The organism is Bradyrhizobium liaoningense (assembly GCF_018130955.1).
Taxonomy (GTDB): domain Bacteria; phylum Pseudomonadota; class Alphaproteobacteria; order Rhizobiales; family Xanthobacteraceae; genus Bradyrhizobium; species Bradyrhizobium liaoningense_C.
Map to the genome: position 1 here is coordinate 36,936 of NZ_JAFCJM010000045.1, position 17,039 is coordinate 53,974.

At 58.2% G+C, this 17,039-nt stretch carries 16 protein-coding genes; 11 read left to right on the forward strand and 5 right to left on the reverse strand.

Going from position 1 to position 17,039, the window contains the following annotated elements; translation table 11 throughout:
* Positions 1 to 53: 53 nt before the first annotated feature.
* Both JQ632_RS28385 and JQ632_RS28390 read right to left on the reverse strand, forming a co-directional pair.
* A complete protein-coding gene (locus tag JQ632_RS28385; protein ID WP_140976407.1) occupies positions 54 to 602 on the reverse strand; it encodes a sigma-70 family RNA polymerase sigma factor in 549 nt (182 codons plus the stop codon).
* Positions 602 to 832: a NepR family anti-sigma factor gene (locus tag JQ632_RS28390; protein ID WP_212405941.1), complete on the reverse strand. Its 231-nt coding sequence runs from the start codon at positions 830 to 832 to the stop codon at positions 602 to 604. The genes JQ632_RS28385 and JQ632_RS28390 overlap by 1 nt, the downstream gene beginning before the upstream one ends.
* A gap of 208 nt (positions 833 to 1,040) precedes the next feature.
* Here JQ632_RS28390 and JQ632_RS28395 point away from each other — a divergent pair, with 208 nt between their 5' ends.
* The 10 genes from JQ632_RS28395 (at position 1,041) to JQ632_RS28440 (ending at position 11,087) form a co-directional block, all read left to right on the forward strand.
* Positions 1,041 to 1,847 (forward strand): response regulator, encoded by an 807-nt coding sequence (locus tag JQ632_RS28395; RefSeq protein WP_212405942.1) that lies wholly within the window; start codon positions 1,041 to 1,043, stop codon positions 1,845 to 1,847.
* Between the two features lie 152 nt (positions 1,848 to 1,999).
* Positions 2,000 to 2,602: a nuclear transport factor 2 family protein gene (locus tag JQ632_RS28400; protein WP_212405943.1), complete on the forward strand. Its 603-nt coding sequence runs from the start codon at positions 2,000 to 2,002 to the stop codon at positions 2,600 to 2,602.
* A gap of 215 nt (positions 2,603 to 2,817) precedes the next feature.
* Complete coding sequence (locus tag JQ632_RS28405) at positions 2,818 to 3,246, forward strand: DUF3551 domain-containing protein (RefSeq protein ID WP_212405944.1); 429 nt, start codon at positions 2,818 to 2,820, stop codon at positions 3,244 to 3,246.
* A 342-nt stretch (positions 3,247 to 3,588) separates the two neighbouring features.
* A complete protein-coding gene (locus JQ632_RS28410; protein ID WP_249152588.1) occupies positions 3,589 to 4,830 on the forward strand; it encodes a site-specific integrase in 1,242 nt (413 codons plus the stop codon).
* A 157-nt stretch (positions 4,831 to 4,987) separates the two neighbouring features.
* The gene (locus JQ632_RS28415) at positions 4,988 to 5,431 is read left to right on the forward strand and encodes a hypothetical protein (protein ID WP_212405945.1); all 444 of its coding nucleotides are present in this window, start codon (positions 4,988 to 4,990) and stop codon (positions 5,429 to 5,431) included.
* Between the two features lie 40 nt (positions 5,432 to 5,471).
* Positions 5,472 to 6,395, forward strand: coding sequence for a hypothetical protein (locus JQ632_RS28420; protein ID WP_212405946.1), 924 nt, complete (start codon positions 5,472 to 5,474; stop codon positions 6,393 to 6,395).
* 60 nt (positions 6,396 to 6,455) lie between these two features.
* Positions 6,456 to 7,523, forward strand: coding sequence for a major capsid protein (locus JQ632_RS28425; protein WP_212405947.1), 1,068 nt, complete (start codon positions 6,456 to 6,458; stop codon positions 7,521 to 7,523).
* A gap of 190 nt (positions 7,524 to 7,713) precedes the next feature.
* Positions 7,714 to 7,962, forward strand: a complete 249-nt coding sequence (locus tag JQ632_RS28430) for a hypothetical protein (RefSeq protein ID WP_212405948.1) — start codon at positions 7,714 to 7,716, stop codon at positions 7,960 to 7,962.
* Positions 7,963 to 8,170: 208 nt separating this feature from the next.
* Entirely contained in the window at positions 8,171 to 9,106 is a 936-nt protein-coding gene (locus JQ632_RS28435) for a hypothetical protein (RefSeq protein ID WP_212405949.1), read from the forward strand.
* Between the two features lie 91 nt (positions 9,107 to 9,197).
* Positions 9,198 to 11,087 carry a phage/plasmid primase, P4 family gene (locus JQ632_RS28440; RefSeq protein ID WP_212405950.1) on the forward strand — a complete coding sequence of 630 codons (1,890 nt, stop codon included), beginning with the start codon at positions 9,198 to 9,200 and terminating at the stop codon, positions 11,085 to 11,087.
* A gap of 27 nt (positions 11,088 to 11,114) precedes the next feature.
* On the opposite strand, the gene JQ632_RS28445 is transcribed toward JQ632_RS28440, so the two are convergent.
* The 3 genes from JQ632_RS28445 to JQ632_RS28455 form a co-directional block, all read right to left on the reverse strand.
* On the reverse strand, positions 11,115 to 12,986 hold the full coding sequence (locus JQ632_RS28445) for a recombinase family protein (protein ID WP_212405951.1): 1,872 nt from the start codon (positions 12,984 to 12,986) through the stop codon (positions 11,115 to 11,117).
* Positions 12,987 to 13,475: 489 nt separating this feature from the next.
* On the reverse strand, positions 13,476 to 14,042 hold the full coding sequence (locus JQ632_RS28450) for a M50 family metallopeptidase (protein WP_212405952.1): 567 nt from the start codon (positions 14,040 to 14,042) through the stop codon (positions 13,476 to 13,478).
* Positions 14,043 to 14,081: 39 nt separating this feature from the next.
* On the reverse strand, positions 14,082 to 16,565 hold the full coding sequence (locus tag JQ632_RS28455; protein ID WP_212405953.1) for a hypothetical protein: 2,484 nt from the start codon (positions 16,563 to 16,565) through the stop codon (positions 14,082 to 14,084).
* 200 nt (positions 16,566 to 16,765) lie between these two features.
* Here JQ632_RS28455 and JQ632_RS39695 point away from each other — a divergent pair, with 200 nt between their 5' ends.
* The gene (locus tag JQ632_RS39695; RefSeq protein ID WP_249152593.1) at positions 16,766 to 16,984 is read left to right on the forward strand and encodes a hypothetical protein; all 219 of its coding nucleotides are present in this window, start codon (positions 16,766 to 16,768) and stop codon (positions 16,982 to 16,984) included.
* The last annotated feature ends 55 nt before the right edge of the window (positions 16,985 to 17,039 follow it).

Below are 17,039 nucleotides of genomic sequence, written 5' to 3' on the forward strand. Positions count from 1 at the left end.
TGAACGGGCGGCCACCGGGGTGGCCGCCCTTCACACTTCAGGGCCTTGGCTTGTCAGCCGCCGCTGCCGCCGATCACGGCGCGCACCGTCTCGTCGGGACCGAAATCTTCGGCACCGTCGACATAGAGCAGCGCTGCGAGCTTCGAGCGCGCGCGGTTGACGCGGCTCTTGATGGTGCCGACCGCGCAGCCGCAGATCGAGGCCGCATCCTCATAGGAGAAGCCCGAGGCTCCCACCAGGATCAGCGCTTCGCGCTGGTCTTGCGGCAGCTTGTCCAGCGCAGTGCGGAATTCCTCGAATTCGAGATGCGCATTCTGCGACGGCTGCGTCTTCAGCGTCTTGGCGTAGTTGCCTTCGGCATCCTCCACCTCCCGCCGCCGCTTGCGATAGTCGGAGCGGAACAGGTTGCGCAGGATCGTGAACAGCCACGCCGGCAGGTTCGAGCCGGGCTGGAACGAGTCGATGTTGGCGAGTGCGCGCAACAGCGTTTCCTGGACCAGGTCGTCGGCACGGTCGGCATTGCCGCTGAGTGAGATGGCGAACGCGCGCAGGCTTGGGACTGCGGCCAGGATGTCGTCGCGCAGGGAGTCCGTGAGAGGCATTAGTTCCTCCCGTTGTTGTCGTTGGATCCCCCGTCATTATCTACTTGGGGTGTGCCTCCGGGGGTATCAAGTTTCTTGATCAGTTCTGCGAACCGCTCCGGAACCCCCTGCCTGACGACGTCGTCATACATGGCGCGCAATTGGTGCCCAATCCGGGATTGGATCTCCGGAGTGAGCCCTCCCTTGCCGGGGGTCGTGTTTCTGCTGGCTTGAGACTTGAGATCTTTCATGACCTGTTCCACGTTTCCCCGAGTTAAGCCGCTGTAGAATCTAGAAATTCTCTCAACCGGGAGCCGTTCCCTAGAAAGACCCAATGCGATGTTCGACTAAAAGTTCCGCGTTCAACGGAACTTTTCTTGGGTTGGGGCGTCATCTCGCCTACAGGGGAACCCGGGCCGCCCCTTAACGATGCCTGGCCCAAAGAAGGATGGAGTGGGGATGACCCGTTCACAGCTTGTTGCTGAGCATTTGCCGCTGTTGCGCCGATACGCCCGTGCCCTGACGGGCACCCAGTCATCCGGCGACGCCTACGTTGCAGCTATGCTGGAAGCCATGCTGGGCGATCCTGCGGTGCTTGACGAGAGCCATGGACCGCGCGCCGGCCTGTTCCGGCTGTTCACCCAGATCTGGAACTCGGTCTCGATCAACGACGATTCGGAAGTGACGACGCTGCCGATGCCGCCGGAGCGGCGGCTGTCCAACATCACGCCGTTGCCGCGTCAGGCCTTCCTGCTGCTGTCGCTCGAGGGCTTTTCGGAGGAAGAGGTTGCCTTCATCCTCGGCTCCGACGTGGCCGAGACGCGGCGCCTCGCCGATGCGGCCGGCCGCGAGATGGCGGCGGAGATCGCCACCGATGTGCTGATCATCGAGGACGAGACCTTCATCGCCATGGACCTCGAAAGCCTGGTGAAGAACCTCGGGCATAATGTGGTCGGCGTCGCGCGCACCCATTCGGATGCGGTGGCGCTCGCCAAGAACAAGCGCCCCGGCCTGATCCTCGCCGATATCCAGCTCGCCGACGGCTCGTCGGGGCTGGATGCCGTCAACGAGCTGCTCAGGACCTTCGAGGTGCCGGTGGTGTTCATCACGGCCTATCCGGAGCGCTTCCTCACCGGCGAACGTCCCGAGCCGGCCTTCCTGATCTCAAAACCGTTCCAGCCGGCCATGGTGTCGGCGGTGGCGAGCCAGGCACTGTTCTTCCAGCGCAACTCGCGCAACCGCGCGCCGAAAGCGCCCGCGGCGTAAGATCGCGGCGAAAACCTGCAGAACCGATCCGGCGTGTCGAAAGGCACGCCGGATTTTTGTTGGCACGTCGGCATGCTTGACGGCGACGGAATTCCTCCGTTGATACGGGTTGGCCGGCCGTGCTGCGGCCGTCACCTATCCGGAGATCCTTCATGCCCGACCAGTCCCTCCTCGACCGCCTGGCCATCCGCGACCTCGTCGAAAACTGGGCGGTGTGGCGCGATGCCGGCGACTGGGAGCGCTTTGCGACCGTCTGGCATGAGGAAGGCTGGATGTCGGCCACCTGGTTTCAGGGGCCGGCCGCCGACTTCATCCGGGTCAGCCGGGAAGGCTTCGCCAAGGGTGTCCGCATCCTGCACTTCCTCGGCGGCACCAGCATCGACCTCGAAGGGGAGCGCGCCATCGCGCAGACCAAGATGACCATCTCGCAGCGAGCGCTGGTCCACGATGTCCTCTGCGACGTCGTCTGTACCGGGCGCTTCTACGACTTCCTGGAAAAGCGCGGTGGCAAATGGGGCATCGTCCGCCGCCAGCCGATCTATGAGAAGGACCGGATCGATCCGGTCGATCCGGCTGCGACGTTACGTCTCGACGCGGAAAAACTCGCCGCACTTCCGGAAGGCTATCGCCATCTCGCCTACATGCAGGAGCTGATCGGTTACAAGGTGAAGCGCGACATGCCCGGGCTGATCGGTGCCGAGGTCGAGAAGCTTTATGGCGAGGGAAGAGACTGGCTGGCGGGGAGAGCTGCCTAGACAGCCGCGCGCTGCTTCGAGGAATCGACAAAGGGCGGACGGCTGAGCAGCCGGGTCAGTCGGCCCTCGCTTCCCAGCCCCGTTTCCTCGCGATGGGCTCGTAGAGGCGAGCCGCCACATTGAGCACAAGCAGCGCAAGCGCCTGAACGTTGACTTGGATCAATACTGCCTTGGCTTGAGTGCACCGGTGTTGGGCCAGCTTGGAGGAAATTCCAATGCGCGCATTGGCCTTGACGATCTTGACGACCGGTATCGCTTTAGCAGCAGGGCACGTCCAGGCTCAGAAATATGATCCGGCTTTTCCCGTTTGCTTGAACGTCGTCTCTTTCGGTGCCACCCCTTACTATAGATGCAGCTACACGACGATGGACCAATGCAGGGCGTCGGCCAACGGTCAGATGTGCGTCCTCAATCCATATTTCGCTGGTGCGACGGCAAGGCGGGATAATCGGCGTCACAATCGCCAAGTCGGATCAAGATCGCCTGCGCCGGCTGACATCGGATCGTACGCGCAATTCAAGCCGCCGATCCACCACCGGGCTGCACCGTACAATCAATATAATGAACCGTATTTTGGAGCTTCCCAAGGTTACGCGCCTGGAGAAAAAGAACAGTTTCTCCAAAGCGTAAGGCAAAACCTCTAGATACCGGCTGCAGAACTTCGCCGCCCACCGCGCTGCTCTTCAAAGGGATCATTGTTGCAGATCGACGTCGACGTGAAGTCGCCGACCGGGTAGCGGCGGGCAAGAGTGGGGCGGATGGTGGGGGCGGGATCGAGCTGATCTCTCCCGAAAAAAGTAAGGCGCGACTGGCATCACCACGCCTGCGGTGGGAATCTGCCGCAATTCACCACAGTGCACTAAAGTCCACTAATCCATTGTTTTGCCTGCTATATTAGCGCCATCGAAAGTCCAGCACAGTCCCCGGAAGTCCATCCTAGTTCAGGACAATCCGGCGCCAATGTTGGTAATTTTGTTGGTAAGAGCATGGCTAAGCGTGAGTTGCGTAAACTCGGCACCGCGAAGGAAGTCGAGAAGATCAAGGCGGCGGGACGGCACAGTGACGGTGGCGGGCTGTGTCTGCTGATCGGAACCAACGGCGGGCGATCATGGGTGTTTCGTTATCGCAGGCCGGGCGGCGGCGGAAATGACCTTGGGCTGGGATCAGCCGACAAGGAGGGCGTGACGCTCGCCGACGCACGCGAGCGTGCGGAGGAACTTCGCGCGCAACTTCGTAGGGGTATTGATCCGGCGGCCGAACGCAAGGCGGGAGGAACGATCGGAGCCACCTTCGGCGAGTTCGCGGACGCCTATTTGGAATCGATCAAGGACGGGTTCAAAGGCAAGAACACGCATGCCGATTGGAAGAGGGACTTGGAGGTGCGGTGCAAGCCAATCCGCTCCAAGGCGCTCCCAGACATCACCACAAACGATGTGCTGGCCATCCTCTCGCCGCTGTGGCTCACGATCAACCGGACGGCGCGAGAGACGCGAAGTCGGATTGAGCGTGTTCTGTCGGCCGCCAAAGCCAAGGGGCTCAGGTCCGGGGAGAATCCGGCCGTTTGGCGCGCCAATCTAAAGGAGCTACTGCCGAAGGCCAAGAAGTCGAAGCGCCACCATCGGGCCGCGCCTTACGCCGACGTGCCCGGCATCGTTCAAGAGCTTCGTACGAAGCACAAGAGCGCCGACACCGCCGTGAACCGCGCCGCTGAATTCATCATCCTAACGGCCGTGCGGACTAGCGAAGCGCGCTTCATGCGGGTGTGTGAAATTAACTTTGAGAAGAAGCTTTGGACCATCCCGGCGGAGCGGATGAAGACCGAAGACGACCCGGAGGGCGAGGAACACGAAGTGCCGTTGAGCGCTCGCGCGCTCGCGATCCTTCACGCCATCATCCCCAAAGGCTTGGACCCGGACGCCTACGTGTTCGCCGGGCAGTGGTCGAAGGATCACAAGAAGCCGCTTGGCATGAATGCGGTGCTACACGCCTTGCAAGCGGCCTATCCCGCGATGACCACCCACGGGTGCCGGTCTAGTTTCCGGGATTGGGCGGGCGACGAAACGCACTTCCCGCGCGAGATTGCGGAAATGGCCTTAGCGCACAAGGTGGGCGATGAAGTGGAGCAAGCATATCGACGCGGGACCGCGCTGAAGAAACGGCGCGAGCTGATGGATGCTTGGGGCCGCTATGTGGACGGCGAATCTAACGTGGTCGCGATGCGAGCGTAAGCCCAGTCAATCTTTCATCGTACGACGCAAAGCCCGGTAACTAGCCGGGCTTTCTCTTTTCATTCGTTACTTTTGCCTTCGCCTTCCAATCGTTAACAGACTTCAGCGGCAAAATCGCCGAATCTTGCAAGATATTTTATGATTTTGAGTTCAATAGTTGTTTTCCGATTTCGACAGATGGGATGAAGCGCTTGACGCGGACGCCAAAGGGCGGCCGGGCAAGCTTGCGGCCATCGTTCGCGAATTCAACGGTATCATTCCGTCATACGCTCTTGAGCGGTTCGTCTATCGGATCGAACAAACTCCAATCCGAAAGAAACCCGGCCGTAAGCTACAGCCACGGGACGCGCACGGCGCAACGCCACGTGACGCTCAACTGTGTGCGTCGTACGAAACATATCATGACCTCATTGACTCTGGGACATCCGACAAGGAGGCCGAAGCCGAAGCGCGGCGCTCTTGCAAAATGTCGGATGAACAGTTTTTGGAGTTGATCCGTGGCGGCAATAGCCGGGTGACCCCAATCCTGCGCAAACGCGGAACGCTGCGGTCTAAGAAATCGGGCGTCGGAAATATTTGCGACGCTATTTCTGACGCGTGATCCGGATCATTGATGTGGCAACCAAAACGGAGTTGCCCAAATGCCTATCCAGCCGCTTCCCTCTTATGCTCAGAACATTCTCGCGCGTCTCGTTGTGGACGATACAAAAGTCACTGCCGCCTTGCAGGCCCGCAACGTTGACCGTCAACGGGTGGACGCGGAATTGGCGGACGCTCGGATGGAGCGTGACCGCCTCGCGGAAGCCGCCGAAGCCGGGCGGTTGAATAAGGAGGAGCGCGGCGGATGGGACGATAAGGGCGAGCAAATCGTCAAGAGGGTCCCTGATCCGGCCCGCCTCAACGATGCCGTTGCGCGCGTTGAAGCTCTGGAATGGCAGAGGGCGGCCCTCCTTAAGGCGGCGCCGAGCAATCCGCGCCTGTCCGCACCCCGCGCCAATCACGAATTGCAGAAGCTTGCGGGCAAAAAGCTAGTGCCCGTGGCGCGCCCCAAACTTCCGCTTGGGAAGAACGAAACTGCGGAGGGCGCTTTGCCTCGCTTCAGGGAAGCTTCAGTTGCCTTGATTTCCGAACGGAAGGCTACAGCGAAGGCTGCGCGGACGAAGGAAGAGGTCAAAGCGGCGATGCGCCGCGAAATCGCAAAGCTCGCGGACTCCGGACTCCCGACGCTTCTTCCGATGTTCCACGGGGCCAAGATCGCATGGCCGCAACGCCTCTTCGGTGGGGGCCTTTACAACGTTCCGGATGGGGTGGCCCTAGTCGCATTTCTCCTCCGCGATGAGTTGGAAGCGCGGTTGTCCAAGCTGATCGATTTCAACGCATCCGCCTTCCCCGACGCGATGACTGCCGAAGACAAAGAGGCGCGGTTGGCGGAGCTTGATTCGGAAATCGATGTCGCCGAACGCCTTGAAGCGGCATGCGTGGAACAGGTCATCGCTGATGGTGGCGCCGCACATCACCGTCCCGACATCTCCATTCTCGCAGTTCTTTCGCTCCGCGCCGAATAGCGGCCGGTGCCAGACAGTTTCGAATCACGTTCACGTTCACGCATTAAAAAAGGAAGTATCATGTCCAACGAGATTGCCGACCTCTTTACGGGCGACGCCTTCAGCCTCACGTCACTGACGGCCGCTATCAACGAAATCGACCACGTGCCGCAGCGTGCGGGCGTGCTGGCCTTCGCCGACGAAAAGGTCACGAAGCCCATTTCGACCACTTCGATTGCAATCGAGCGAGTCGAGCAGTCGCTTGAACTCGTCCAGACCATGCCGCGCGGCGCTCCGGCGGAGAAGGAGCGTGCGGATAAGCGCAATGTCCAGAAGTTCGAAGTGCCGCACCTGATCACTAGTGACACGATCTACGCCGATAGCGTCCAGAACGTGCGCGCGTTCGGTACCAACGACCTCGCTGTGACGGTGGAGTCGAAGGTCAACGAGGTTCTAACCAAGATGTCGCGTCGTCTGGACCTGACCTTGGAGAACCACCGGCTTGGTGCGCTCAAAGGTCAGATCATCGACGCCGACGGCGTGACCGTCCTTACCGACCTGTTCGAAGACTTCGGATTCCTGAACTCGGACGGCCTTGCGCAACCCGAAACTTTTGACTTTGAGTTGGACTCGCTTGCGACGACCGGTTCGAACATCCGTATCAAGTCGCAGGAAGTGAAGCGCTTCATGACCCGGCACGCGAAGGTGGTTCTGCCGAGCGACGCGCTGATCTGGGCGTTCGTCGGCGACGACTTCTTCGACCGTCTTATTTCGCGTCAAGACGTGAAGGAAGCGTGGATTGGTACGGACGCTGCGGCCACGATGCTTGGCGGGAACTGGGCGCACGGCGTCTTTGAGTTCGGCGGTATCTTTTGGGAAAATTATCGGGGCACCGATGATGGCACTACTGTCGGCATCAACTCCGATGAAGCGCGCTTCTTCTTTGTGAACACGCCCGAACTCTACGTCAACGCGTTCGCCCCCGCCGATTACATCGATACGGTGAACACGCCGGGCTTGCCCAAGTATGCACGGTCCGCACCGGACAGGATGGGCAAGTTCGTTGAGTTGGAAGCGCAGTCCAATCCGCTTCCGTTGTGCGTGCAGCCCGCGACGCTGTGCCGGGCGGTGAGTGGGTCTGCGACCTAAAACAGAGCTCGCCCGCCGCACCACGGATCGCGCGTCTTTTGTCCAATTTGGACGCGCGTTTCTCCTGCCGGCGGACGGCTAGAGGCCGATGATGTCAGTGGTGGCACCATCGGCCGACCCGGCCGGACGCTTGTTGAGGTTCCTTCGAATGGCGCCCGGCCGGTCTTCTCTTCAGCAAAGAGGTTTTCCAATGACTGATGGATTTTGCAACCCGAAGCGATTGGAGTTGTCGGCACGTGCTTACGCTGAAGAGTTCGGCGAAGCGGCCCTTGCGTCGCTTCTTCGCACCCTCGCGGGCGTTTCGCGTGTGGAAGACGTGGAGCTTGCTGACCGCTTTCGCGTCAATCAGGAGCTTCGCAAAGCCACAAACGGCGCGGACATGTCGCCATTTGCGCGCTTGCAGCGCCGGGCGTACGCGAATGTGACGGTGCGCAAATGAGACGCAAGGGACTCATTGGCTTTCCGCAAATCGCGCGGACGCTCGGCAAGAGCTTGCCGTACGTCTACCAACTGCACAGCGCCGACCCGGTATTTCCGCCCGTCGAAAGGCAGGAAGGTACGCGAAAGCTCTTCGCGCGCCACGCCGTCCAATACTACAAGCGGAATTGTCGTCGCTGGTATCGCCCACGCGCGAAGGGAGCGACATCATGAAGATGGTGATGCGACCTACGGTGAAGATCAAACAGCCGCCAGCTTTCGGTAAGGGCGAGCCGTGGAAGGCGCTGAATTTCCGTTGGCGCGAGGCCGGGGGCAAAGAGCACGTAGTTGCGCTTGCGACGGGCGCCAATGTGTCAGATGTCGAGTCCGTCAAGTTCTGGTGGGACAAACGCAACGAGGTCACCAAGTTCGCAGTGTATTGCGCGGCGACGGGGCAGGACCTTGCTGAATTCTACGTGGTGTCACTAGATCACAAGATGCATCTGGGCTCTGGCATCCTTCCGGCCGGAGCGACACCCGACGATGTGACGCACTTCTTCACCGCGCTGCGCAAGCGTGGCGTTGATGGAGTGATCACGCCGAGCTTAGAGTGCTCTGAATTGCTGTTCCACTTTCCGGAGAGCGGTCTTCAAATGCCCGGAGCAGGACCACGCGGGTTGGAATTGCACATGGTGAACTTCGCGTCCGGCGCGACGGACATCCTGCACATTGCTCCGCATTCGAAGCTACCTCAGCACTTCGCCGATTTGTACCACGCGAAGCGGGCGGACTACGAACGCATTTTGAGGGCGCATCGCCCGCGCGTCTTCATGGTCTACGATCTCGCGGACCGAATTCCGACGCCGACTCAGATTTGCGAGCTGGGCCGCGACCGGAAATACCACAGCATCGGAGAAATCGCCGATGGTGACGATGGCGGCGGCTTCGTGGCGCGAGCGCACGGCATGTTCGGCCGAACGCTCACTGCGCACGATCTCGCTTGGATCGCGTGCAAGCTCGCGGTTAAGCAACAGTGGTTGGTGCTGATCAAGCGGACCGATGAAGAACTTGACGCCGACACCGTGCTGCTCATGTCCGCATTTGCACCACATGAGTTCGTGAGTGCGACCACGGAGATTCCTATCAGCCTCATGATTGGCGGCTAAGCGTGCATCGTACGATGCACAACAGACAGTCTCAGAAATGAAGTGGCCGTCAGCGCGGGCAAGCGCTAACGGCCGGTAAGGGATTGTCGAAATGAGCAAGAGCGATTCAAGCAGTGCGCCGGAGTCTTTTCCATTAACGATTGAGGTTCGCCCCGCGTACGCGGTCAGCATTGTCGCGTCTGACGATGATCCGGATTGCGAGGTTGAGCCGAATTTCGATTACGGGCCGTCGCCCCGCTACGGCTGGGACAACCGGATTGATGTCGATGAGGCCAAGCAAATTTGCCGCGACTTGGCACATTGGCCCCTAAACAACGCCAAGGGCCGCGATGCCATCTTCGATCTTGCGATGCGCGTTCGCGATCTTGGAATTTCCAAGCCGTTAGCCGTCGAGTTGATCCACACATACTGCACAAGCCCCATTCCAAAGGGCGATGTTAACGAGCAGGTTCACTCGGCATATATGGTGGCTCGCACCGAATCGGGCCTCATGAGCCGTGCGCGCAACGCTAACAGCGGAGCCCTGATCGGTGCCGACCCGGACAACCCATGGCCCGCAACTTCGGAAGACGAAACGCCGCACGTCTGGCCTAAGCCGCTGACCTATCAAGGCAAGGACAACGCCAGCAAGTGCGCCGAAACGTTCCTTGCGGAGCGGTCGGGGAAACTGATTTCGTCCGATGGTGTGCTGTACGCCCTTGAGGGGAATCGGGTCTGGCTGGCGCTTGACGATACCGAGTTGGCCGCGGAGATTCGCGCGACCGATCCCACCAACATCTTGGATGTCAGCAAAATCTATCAGATGGTGCGCGCGATCCATCTGGCTCGCTTCAACAAGGCGCGGCCATTTGAGTGGATCGATAGGCCGGAGGGCGCTCCCGACCCGAACGACCTGATTCTTTCGGCGAACGGCGTTCTCAATGCCAGGACGGGAGACTTGCTTCCGCACGATGGTCGATACTTCGCCACTGGCGTGCCCGATTGGACCTATGATCCGGAGGCGACGGCGCCGCTCTTTCTTGAGAAGCTGGGCGAGTGGCTACATCCGTCGTTCCATCCGACACTTCAAGAGTTCTTCGGCTATGCGCTGACGGCTGACACCTCCATCGAAGTGCTACTTGCGATGATCGGCGCGAAGCGGGGCGGCAAGGGCACGTTGACCCGAATCCTTCAGGCGTTGGTCGGCAAGCATCACCACTACTCCGTCATGCTGAACGATCTTGCGAGCGACTTCGGGTTGGCGGGGTTGATGGATAAGCGCGCTATCTTCATCCCCGACGCGCATGATGCGGATTTGTCCCGGCGTTCTGCCGCCATCGAGCGCATCAAATCCATTACCGGCAATGACGAGGTGTCGGTGAATCGAAAGAATCAATCGATGCTCTCCGTGAAGATTCCGGCCAAGATCATTTTGGTTGCCAACAAGCATCCGAAGTTCTTGGACGAGTCTGGGGCTCTGGCGGATCGCGAATTGGTGCTGATCTTTGAACGCTCCTTTGCGAAGGTGAGGGACACCGAACTAGGCGCCAAGCTCAAAGCGGAACTAAGCGGCGTCGCCAATTGGTCTCTTGAGGGGCTTCGGCGCCTTCGTGCCAACGGCAACCGCTTCACCATCGGCGAGCGTGGACGTACGGCACAGCGCGAGCTTGCTGAAGCTCAGAGCCCTGCGCTGCGGTTCGCAAAAGAATGTCTGATCGTAACCGGCGATGAGGCGGATGCGGTGCCGCTAGCGGTGGCCTTCGAATCCTATGAGCGTTGGGCATCCATCTTGGAAGGCATGTCCGGGCGCGAACGGCGCAACCGAACCGACTTCAAGGCCGATCTTATTGCGGCACTGGGAGAGCGCGGTGTTCGATTCGACTCCAAGATGGGCCGCCGCTGGCGTGATCCGCGCCTTACCGACTGGAAGCACGGGAAAGGCGTTGTGATGCGCCGTTGGTTCTTGGGAGTCAAAATGAAGCCCGAAGCGTTGAGTGATTAAAAAGGTCGCCTCAGCTCCCCTGAGTCCTTATCCGCGCCCGGGCAATCCATGTCGCATAGGCCATCCGTCCAGACGAACGAGTCCGGCGAGTCGATAGGCTCTGGATAGTGAGCCAAATTGGTGAATCACCGTTGCCGCCGACGGCAAGTTCTCATCATCATCGATAAGGGAAATTGAGACCTTGCCCTCTCGCTTGGCAAGTCGCCTTAAGCCACGCAAGATATCCTCCGAACGATAGCGCAACGGGGAAGGCTGTTCCGTATCCCGTCGCCGACGCCTGATCAGCGTACCTGCTTTTCTTCGCTTACAGGCCGCTAGCGTGATCTCCGAACGGCTACGGGGCGGAAGCCTAGCCAACTCTCTAGCCTTGGTAAGGGACCCGAAGCGTTTGGCATAGTAGTGGGTCGTGGGCGTTGCCCCGTTCTGATTGAGCAGGTTGGCCGACATATAGCCGTGCTGCTTTTCGAGCTGCCGTAGGGCCCGAAGAAGCTTCGCATCTGTCCAGCGGACTCCTCTGTAGTATTCATCAGAACCAGCTGCCTTGCGGCGTTGCCAGACGCGCTGCTGTTTCTCACCATGAGTGAGGACGGGCAACCCCGCTTCGCTCATGGCTTTCGGGAGGGACCCGAGGTGACGACGGACGTAATTGTTTGAAGGCAAGTAGCTGCACTTCGTGATAAGCCGGTTTGTGATGTACCCATTCGCTGCATATAGCTTTCGCAATCCGGCCAAAATCGCTCTTTTGCTCCAGTGCTTCCCGTTATTGCCGAACGGAGACACTGGAGGCGGCCTATAGCCAACCTCCTCGTACGCTGCGTGGAGCGAACCGAAGTGATTGGCGACAGTTTCAGCCGAAGGGGCGTCCTTCGCATTTTCAATCAGCTTCTGGTTAAGGTAACCCGCCCGCTTCAGCAGTTGCTGCAAAGAGGCTTTAATCGTGTGCTTGTCCCAGGACCGGCAGCGGTGGAGACGATTCTGTGCCTTCATGAACTGTGCAACCGGCACGACCGGCGCGAATGCAGCGAATCTTGTCCATTCCGACTCCGGATTTTTCAATACGGGGCCTTGCAACCTGTGAATTGTGCGATTGTAGGTCATTCGGCCGATGCAAAGTTCGCTCGACAGGATGCTATGGATGGTTGCCGCACTTAACGGGCTGTTCTGATATCCCTTCACGCCTTCGTCGGACAGACGCTGGGCAATCTTCACAATCGAAAGTTGGCTACGTACGTACAATCGGAAAATTCGCCGTATTACGGCGAGTTCTTCAGGCGGACCGGGCACGACAATGACCTTGTCATTGTCCAGTGCTTTTCTGTCGCCATCTTTCAAAAGCAGCTTGGGATTGCGCGCAGGGTCGACTAGAACCCGTCGAAATCCATAGAGCACTTTAGCACCTTGGCGAAAGCCCATCTCCGCCTGTTGTCGTTTAGCGCGTGCCAACTTGACAGACAGTTCGCGGCTATATTCGCCCGCCATCACGCGCTTCAGATGCTTGACGATGGTCGTAATGGGAGCGACGTCATCGCCAAACGGCTCGCCGCAGTAAACGACGCGAATCCCTGCTTGTCGGCACAAGAACTCGTAGTGTGCGGCTTGGTCTGGGTTTTGAAAGCGCCCCCATCGGCTCACATCGAGAACCAAGATGGCATCGAACGCTCGCTTTGCGGCAAGCGCATCGCTTAGGAGTTGCTGGAGTGCGTCCCTTCCTTTGAGCGAAAGTCCGCTCTTTCCCGCATCAATGTAGGAGGCAACGACCTCATAGCCGTGTTGCTCAGCATATTCCCTGATCGCATTCTGTTGGTTTTCGGTGGAATATCGCTGATTCTCCGACGACATGCGCAGGTATTGCGCAGCGCGTATGGGGCTATCGACGTTCGATGCGAGATTGTAGGACATCGACCCTCCGCCCTTCGGTGTTGCCGTGTTGCCGTCGTGTTGCCGTGCCGAATCAACAGCCAAGCGATTGACGTCACTGGCGAAAAGACGAAATGTTGCCGTGTTGTCGTTTTTTCTCAGGTTAGCTGACGGTGGCGTTTATCTTCCACGCGATCCAGTGAGTAGCGTGGCAGCATGGCTACTGCCTCAGCCCTTATCGACTTTAGTTTTTGGACAGCAACACGGCAACAAATGGAAGAAAACAATTATAGATCAATAACCTTCGTGTTGCAGAGCGCAGCAACAAGACGACAACACCAGCCGAAAACGACAACACTTGGTCTCGTACTCGCTCGCAACGCCGCCGGAAAAGCGCGATGGATTAGACGACGCCCCAGAAATTAATTCGATTTAGCTTCGCGGGTCCCTGCGGCGCACTGCGGAACGCGGGCAATACGGAGGCGCGAGCCACCCCCAGCTGGAAAATAATTTGGAACGGCTTAGGGTATCTCAGAGACCGGCCAACTTCTTGATAGTCACCTCATCGAGACGCCTCTTTCGCAGAAGCGCTGATGCCACGCGGGTCACGGCTTCTAGGTTAAGCCTCCTACCGAGCTTTTGCGCGGCCATCATGAATTCTAAATCCATCTCAACGGGCCAATGTCCATCTAGACTGTAGTCAGCGCCGAAATACGACACTCGATCAATAGCCGCATTCCGCGCCGATTCGTCCAACATCTCTTTCTCTGTCGGGCGCCGGTCATCTTCCCAAAGGAGGCGGGAATCCTCCCAAAGTCGCCGTTCAACAGCGAAGCCACCGAGCGCAATGATTGGTCGTTGCTCGTCATTTCGTAGGCACCGTGTTCGCGCATGGGGAGGAGGGTCGTCTAAGTAAAGCTCCATCCCAACGACTCGCGCGCCAACCATGAGCGCAGTAATGGCGTGACCAGCTTCGTGCAGGCAGACCAGCTCTGGGCTTCTGTACTTAATAACGGCGGAAGGGGCGATTGAACGTCCGACAAAAATGACGAAAAATCGGTTGGCAAGTAGACCAATCAGGTTGTGCCAACGCTGCATAGCAAGGGGTGGTCCATGGACTAATACGGCACGAGCGCGTTAGCGGCTGTCGTTTCTTGTTTGGCGCCGTCGCGGCTGCAGCGATGCTTCAACAGACAAGAACGTCCTATTCTGAAATTCAATGTGGCCGGGGAAATTGTAGTAGCTAACGTGTATGTTGGCAGAAAACCAAGTTTGCAATAGGTAGTCGCGGAATGCGACGGCTTTCCTGAAGCGGTCCTTAATGTCGAAGGATGCTGCCAAATCGCAGACGACACCGCGCGCCTCTTCATCAAAGATTGGTGTGTCCGTGGACGTCGCATCAAGGAATGCAAATGAGCCGGTCCAAAAGCGAACGTGATAAATTCCGACTGAAGTAACTCGGAAAGGAAAGTCCTCTACGGGGTCAGACTCAGGCACGCTGACCTCGCGAAAATGGGCGTGGGGTGTTTCGATTAACTTTTTGGAGGCGAGTCGCCTCAACGCAGCTCCCGTTTGTTCGGTGTTGAAGCCGTGGAGTGCCATTTCTTGAATGATGGCCAAGCCGCTCATAAAGCCATCGTTGCTTCTGACGCCTGCGCCAGAACTCAGAAACGAAACAATTAGCGACGCGAGAAAGTGCTCGCGCGGATCGGCCGCGCTAACGTCGAAAATGTTGCATGCGACAGTCGAGGATAGCGGGTTGAAATATGCATAGTCTCCAAGCAGGGCGTGCTTAGTGAATTCGTGTAGAGGTACTTTGTAGTTGCCGGTTTCGTCCTCAATGTTCACGATCTTCTCAGAATCGACGTTGGGACTTCCGCAAAATCCTGCAACAAGTTCGACAACAGCGCGCGCGTTGCCGCCGGTGATGTTATCTAGAAATTGCTTGATCTCGTCGTTCGCGCGTATGGCCCGCAGCGTGGCCTGCAAGAAGAGCACGATGTTCTTCAAATGCAATCGAATGCCTTCAAGTGCGGCCGGAGCTACTTGTCCTTCCGCTACACGCACCGCAAACGCTATTCTGCGGGTCATTACTTCATCGGCCGGCGGTGGCGATATCGTTAGCAAGCGATTCTGATAGCCAGAAAGAGCGCCGCTGGTTTTTGAGACATAGAAAGTGCTGGGGCGCAGAGCGACGAAAACGAGTAGGTTTCTAGTGGCAGCTAGCTCTTGAGCAATAAGGAAGGCTTGCTGCTGGGCGTCGAACTCCCGTTGGTCAGCGTTGTCAATAACGAGGATAATCTGCCTATTCCTGCCATGTGCCAAGTGACCAAGCGCGGCGTGCAGATGACTATCACGCACGGCAAGTCGTTCCTTCAAGAATTCAATCTTATCCTTTTGATAGGCGATGTCGTCCACGCCTCTCATCGCGCCTCTGACGCTCTTGTCGAAAGCTTCAAGATCGGCGTGATAGATGGCTCTTGCGAAATCCATCGAGTCGATATCGACCGAGTATTCTTGCTTCAGCACGCGACCTATTTCGTCGATAACAAATCCCTTGATGTCGTTTCTAAGGTTGGCTTTCACGCCGAGATTGATATGAATGAAGTAAGCGTTCGCCCGCTCTGATGCATCGAGGTTCTCAAATAGATTCTCGAAGAACGAACTCTTGCCGACACCGACATCGCCCACGACTACGATTGGTCGTGCGCTGATAGACGCGATCAAGGCGGGGTCATTGACTTGAAAATTTCCTTCCGCATCCAGTGATGCCGCGCTTTGAAAGCTGGTGGGCGTCCCGTCGCCATCCGCGACGCGCGCGTAACGGGCTGCGATTAGCTTCTTGCTGAGCAGTAGGTGCTTGTTGTTTGCGTCAATCGGCACATAGCACTCACGATAGAACGCGGGCTTTACAGCGGGATTCTCTTCAATGTCTTCCAACAACGTCGCAGCTAAAAGACGTAGGTTCTCCTTGAACGCGTTCCGATATCGATACTTTGTGGGTTCTGGAATGACGAACGCGGCCTTGGGCGGAATTCGTGGGTTGCGCAACTGTGAGAAGTCACGGTAGACGCGATTTTCAAAGATGCCCTCAGGCGATAGGAAATTCCACAGAACTGGAAAGTTTCTGAGATAGGAGTCATAACCGTCAAATACGAAGCATTCGCCGTCAAATGGGGACTGCCCCTGTACCAGCGCTTGGAAGATGACGAGTTGCGGTCCATTGCAAACGATCGCAATCGGAGCTCCCTTTATCGCGCAGTAGGGAATCACTTGCTCGACGGCGCTACGGAAATTCTTGCAAGACTTGACGATTGGCTCGATCTTGCGTGCCGCATCTGGTTTGCTTGTCGGTGGAAGATTGAATGCGACGCTCTCGCGCTTGGCTTCCAGTGCAGCCTTAACAGGCCGTCCCAATAAGTAGTCCGACTTTCCGCCCAATTCGTCGGTGTGTTCGACCTCAATGTATGGACGTTCCCAGCCTAAGACCTCCGTCAAGAGTCGGTCGATAAACTGGAAGCGATTTTGAGCCTCATTCCAATGGGGGCTGTCGGGAGGAAACGAGTCCAGGATCGCGCGCAGCCGCTTCTCGCCTTCGGAGAGGTCAAATGGAGCTTGCATAGCTGCCTCATGTCACGAATGGACTCGTTTGCTTACATGCGCGGCGCCGATTCTGGCAGGGATAGGAGCCGACTTGTTCACGGCTTCATTCTGGTTGTGAGCTGGCGCCGGTATTCCCTAGCGCACGTTAGGGACTGGCCCTTGACTTGTTCGCGGTTTGTTCGCATCGTGTTGTTGGTGACTAATTGAGTTTCTCCGTCATGGCTGAGTCCTCTACGGCCGCCTCAACGCCCGAGTCGGACAGACTTGACGTGGCTGTTGATCAGGCCATCGCCGCTTGCGGAGGTGATTTGCGCGCCACCATCCGCGCGCTCATTCTGGCGAATGAGTTCTTGGAAAAGGAAATGGAGATGCAGGTATCTCGCGGCTTCGTGCGCGGGGTGAAGCACGGGCGGTTTGACCTTGCCCCACGGGCTTAATCCAGTTTGAAGTTCGTTCTGGCCCACGACAAGGACCAGAGCATGAAGCGCAGTC

Bases quoted from the DNA above. Each gene is read 5' to 3' on its own strand.
- JQ632_RS28385 (WP_140976407.1), bottom strand. From the start codon at position 602: ATGCCTCTCACGGACTCCCTGCGCGACGACATCCTGGCCGCAGTCCCA.
- JQ632_RS28390 (WP_212405941.1), bottom strand. From the start codon at position 832: ATGAAAGATCTCAAGTCTCAAGCCAGCAGAAACACGACCCCCGGCAAG.
- JQ632_RS28395 (WP_212405942.1), top strand. From the start codon at position 1,041: ATGACCCGTTCACAGCTTGTTGCTGAGCATTTGCCGCTGTTGCGCCGA.
- JQ632_RS28400 (WP_212405943.1), top strand. From the start codon at position 2,000: ATGCCCGACCAGTCCCTCCTCGACCGCCTGGCCATCCGCGACCTCGTC.
- JQ632_RS28405 (WP_212405944.1), top strand. From the start codon at position 2,818: ATGCGCGCATTGGCCTTGACGATCTTGACGACCGGTATCGCTTTAGCA.
- JQ632_RS28410 (WP_249152588.1), top strand. From the start codon at position 3,589: ATGGCTAAGCGTGAGTTGCGTAAACTCGGCACCGCGAAGGAAGTCGAG.
- JQ632_RS28420 (WP_212405946.1), top strand. From the start codon at position 5,472: ATGCCTATCCAGCCGCTTCCCTCTTATGCTCAGAACATTCTCGCGCGT.
- JQ632_RS28425 (WP_212405947.1), top strand. From the start codon at position 6,456: ATGTCCAACGAGATTGCCGACCTCTTTACGGGCGACGCCTTCAGCCTC.
- JQ632_RS28430 (WP_212405948.1), top strand. From the start codon at position 7,714: ATGACTGATGGATTTTGCAACCCGAAGCGATTGGAGTTGTCGGCACGT.
- JQ632_RS28435 (WP_212405949.1), top strand. From the start codon at position 8,171: ATGAAGATGGTGATGCGACCTACGGTGAAGATCAAACAGCCGCCAGCT.
- JQ632_RS28440 (WP_212405950.1), top strand. From the start codon at position 9,198: ATGAGCAAGAGCGATTCAAGCAGTGCGCCGGAGTCTTTTCCATTAACG.
- JQ632_RS28445 (WP_212405951.1), bottom strand. From the start codon at position 12,986: ATGTCCTACAATCTCGCATCGAACGTCGATAGCCCCATACGCGCTGCG.
- JQ632_RS28450 (WP_212405952.1), bottom strand. From the start codon at position 14,042: ATGCAGCGTTGGCACAACCTGATTGGTCTACTTGCCAACCGATTTTTC.
- JQ632_RS28455 (WP_212405953.1), bottom strand. From the start codon at position 16,565: ATGCAAGCTCCATTTGACCTCTCCGAAGGCGAGAAGCGGCTGCGCGCG.
- JQ632_RS39695 (WP_249152593.1), top strand. From the start codon at position 16,766: ATGGCTGAGTCCTCTACGGCCGCCTCAACGCCCGAGTCGGACAGACTT.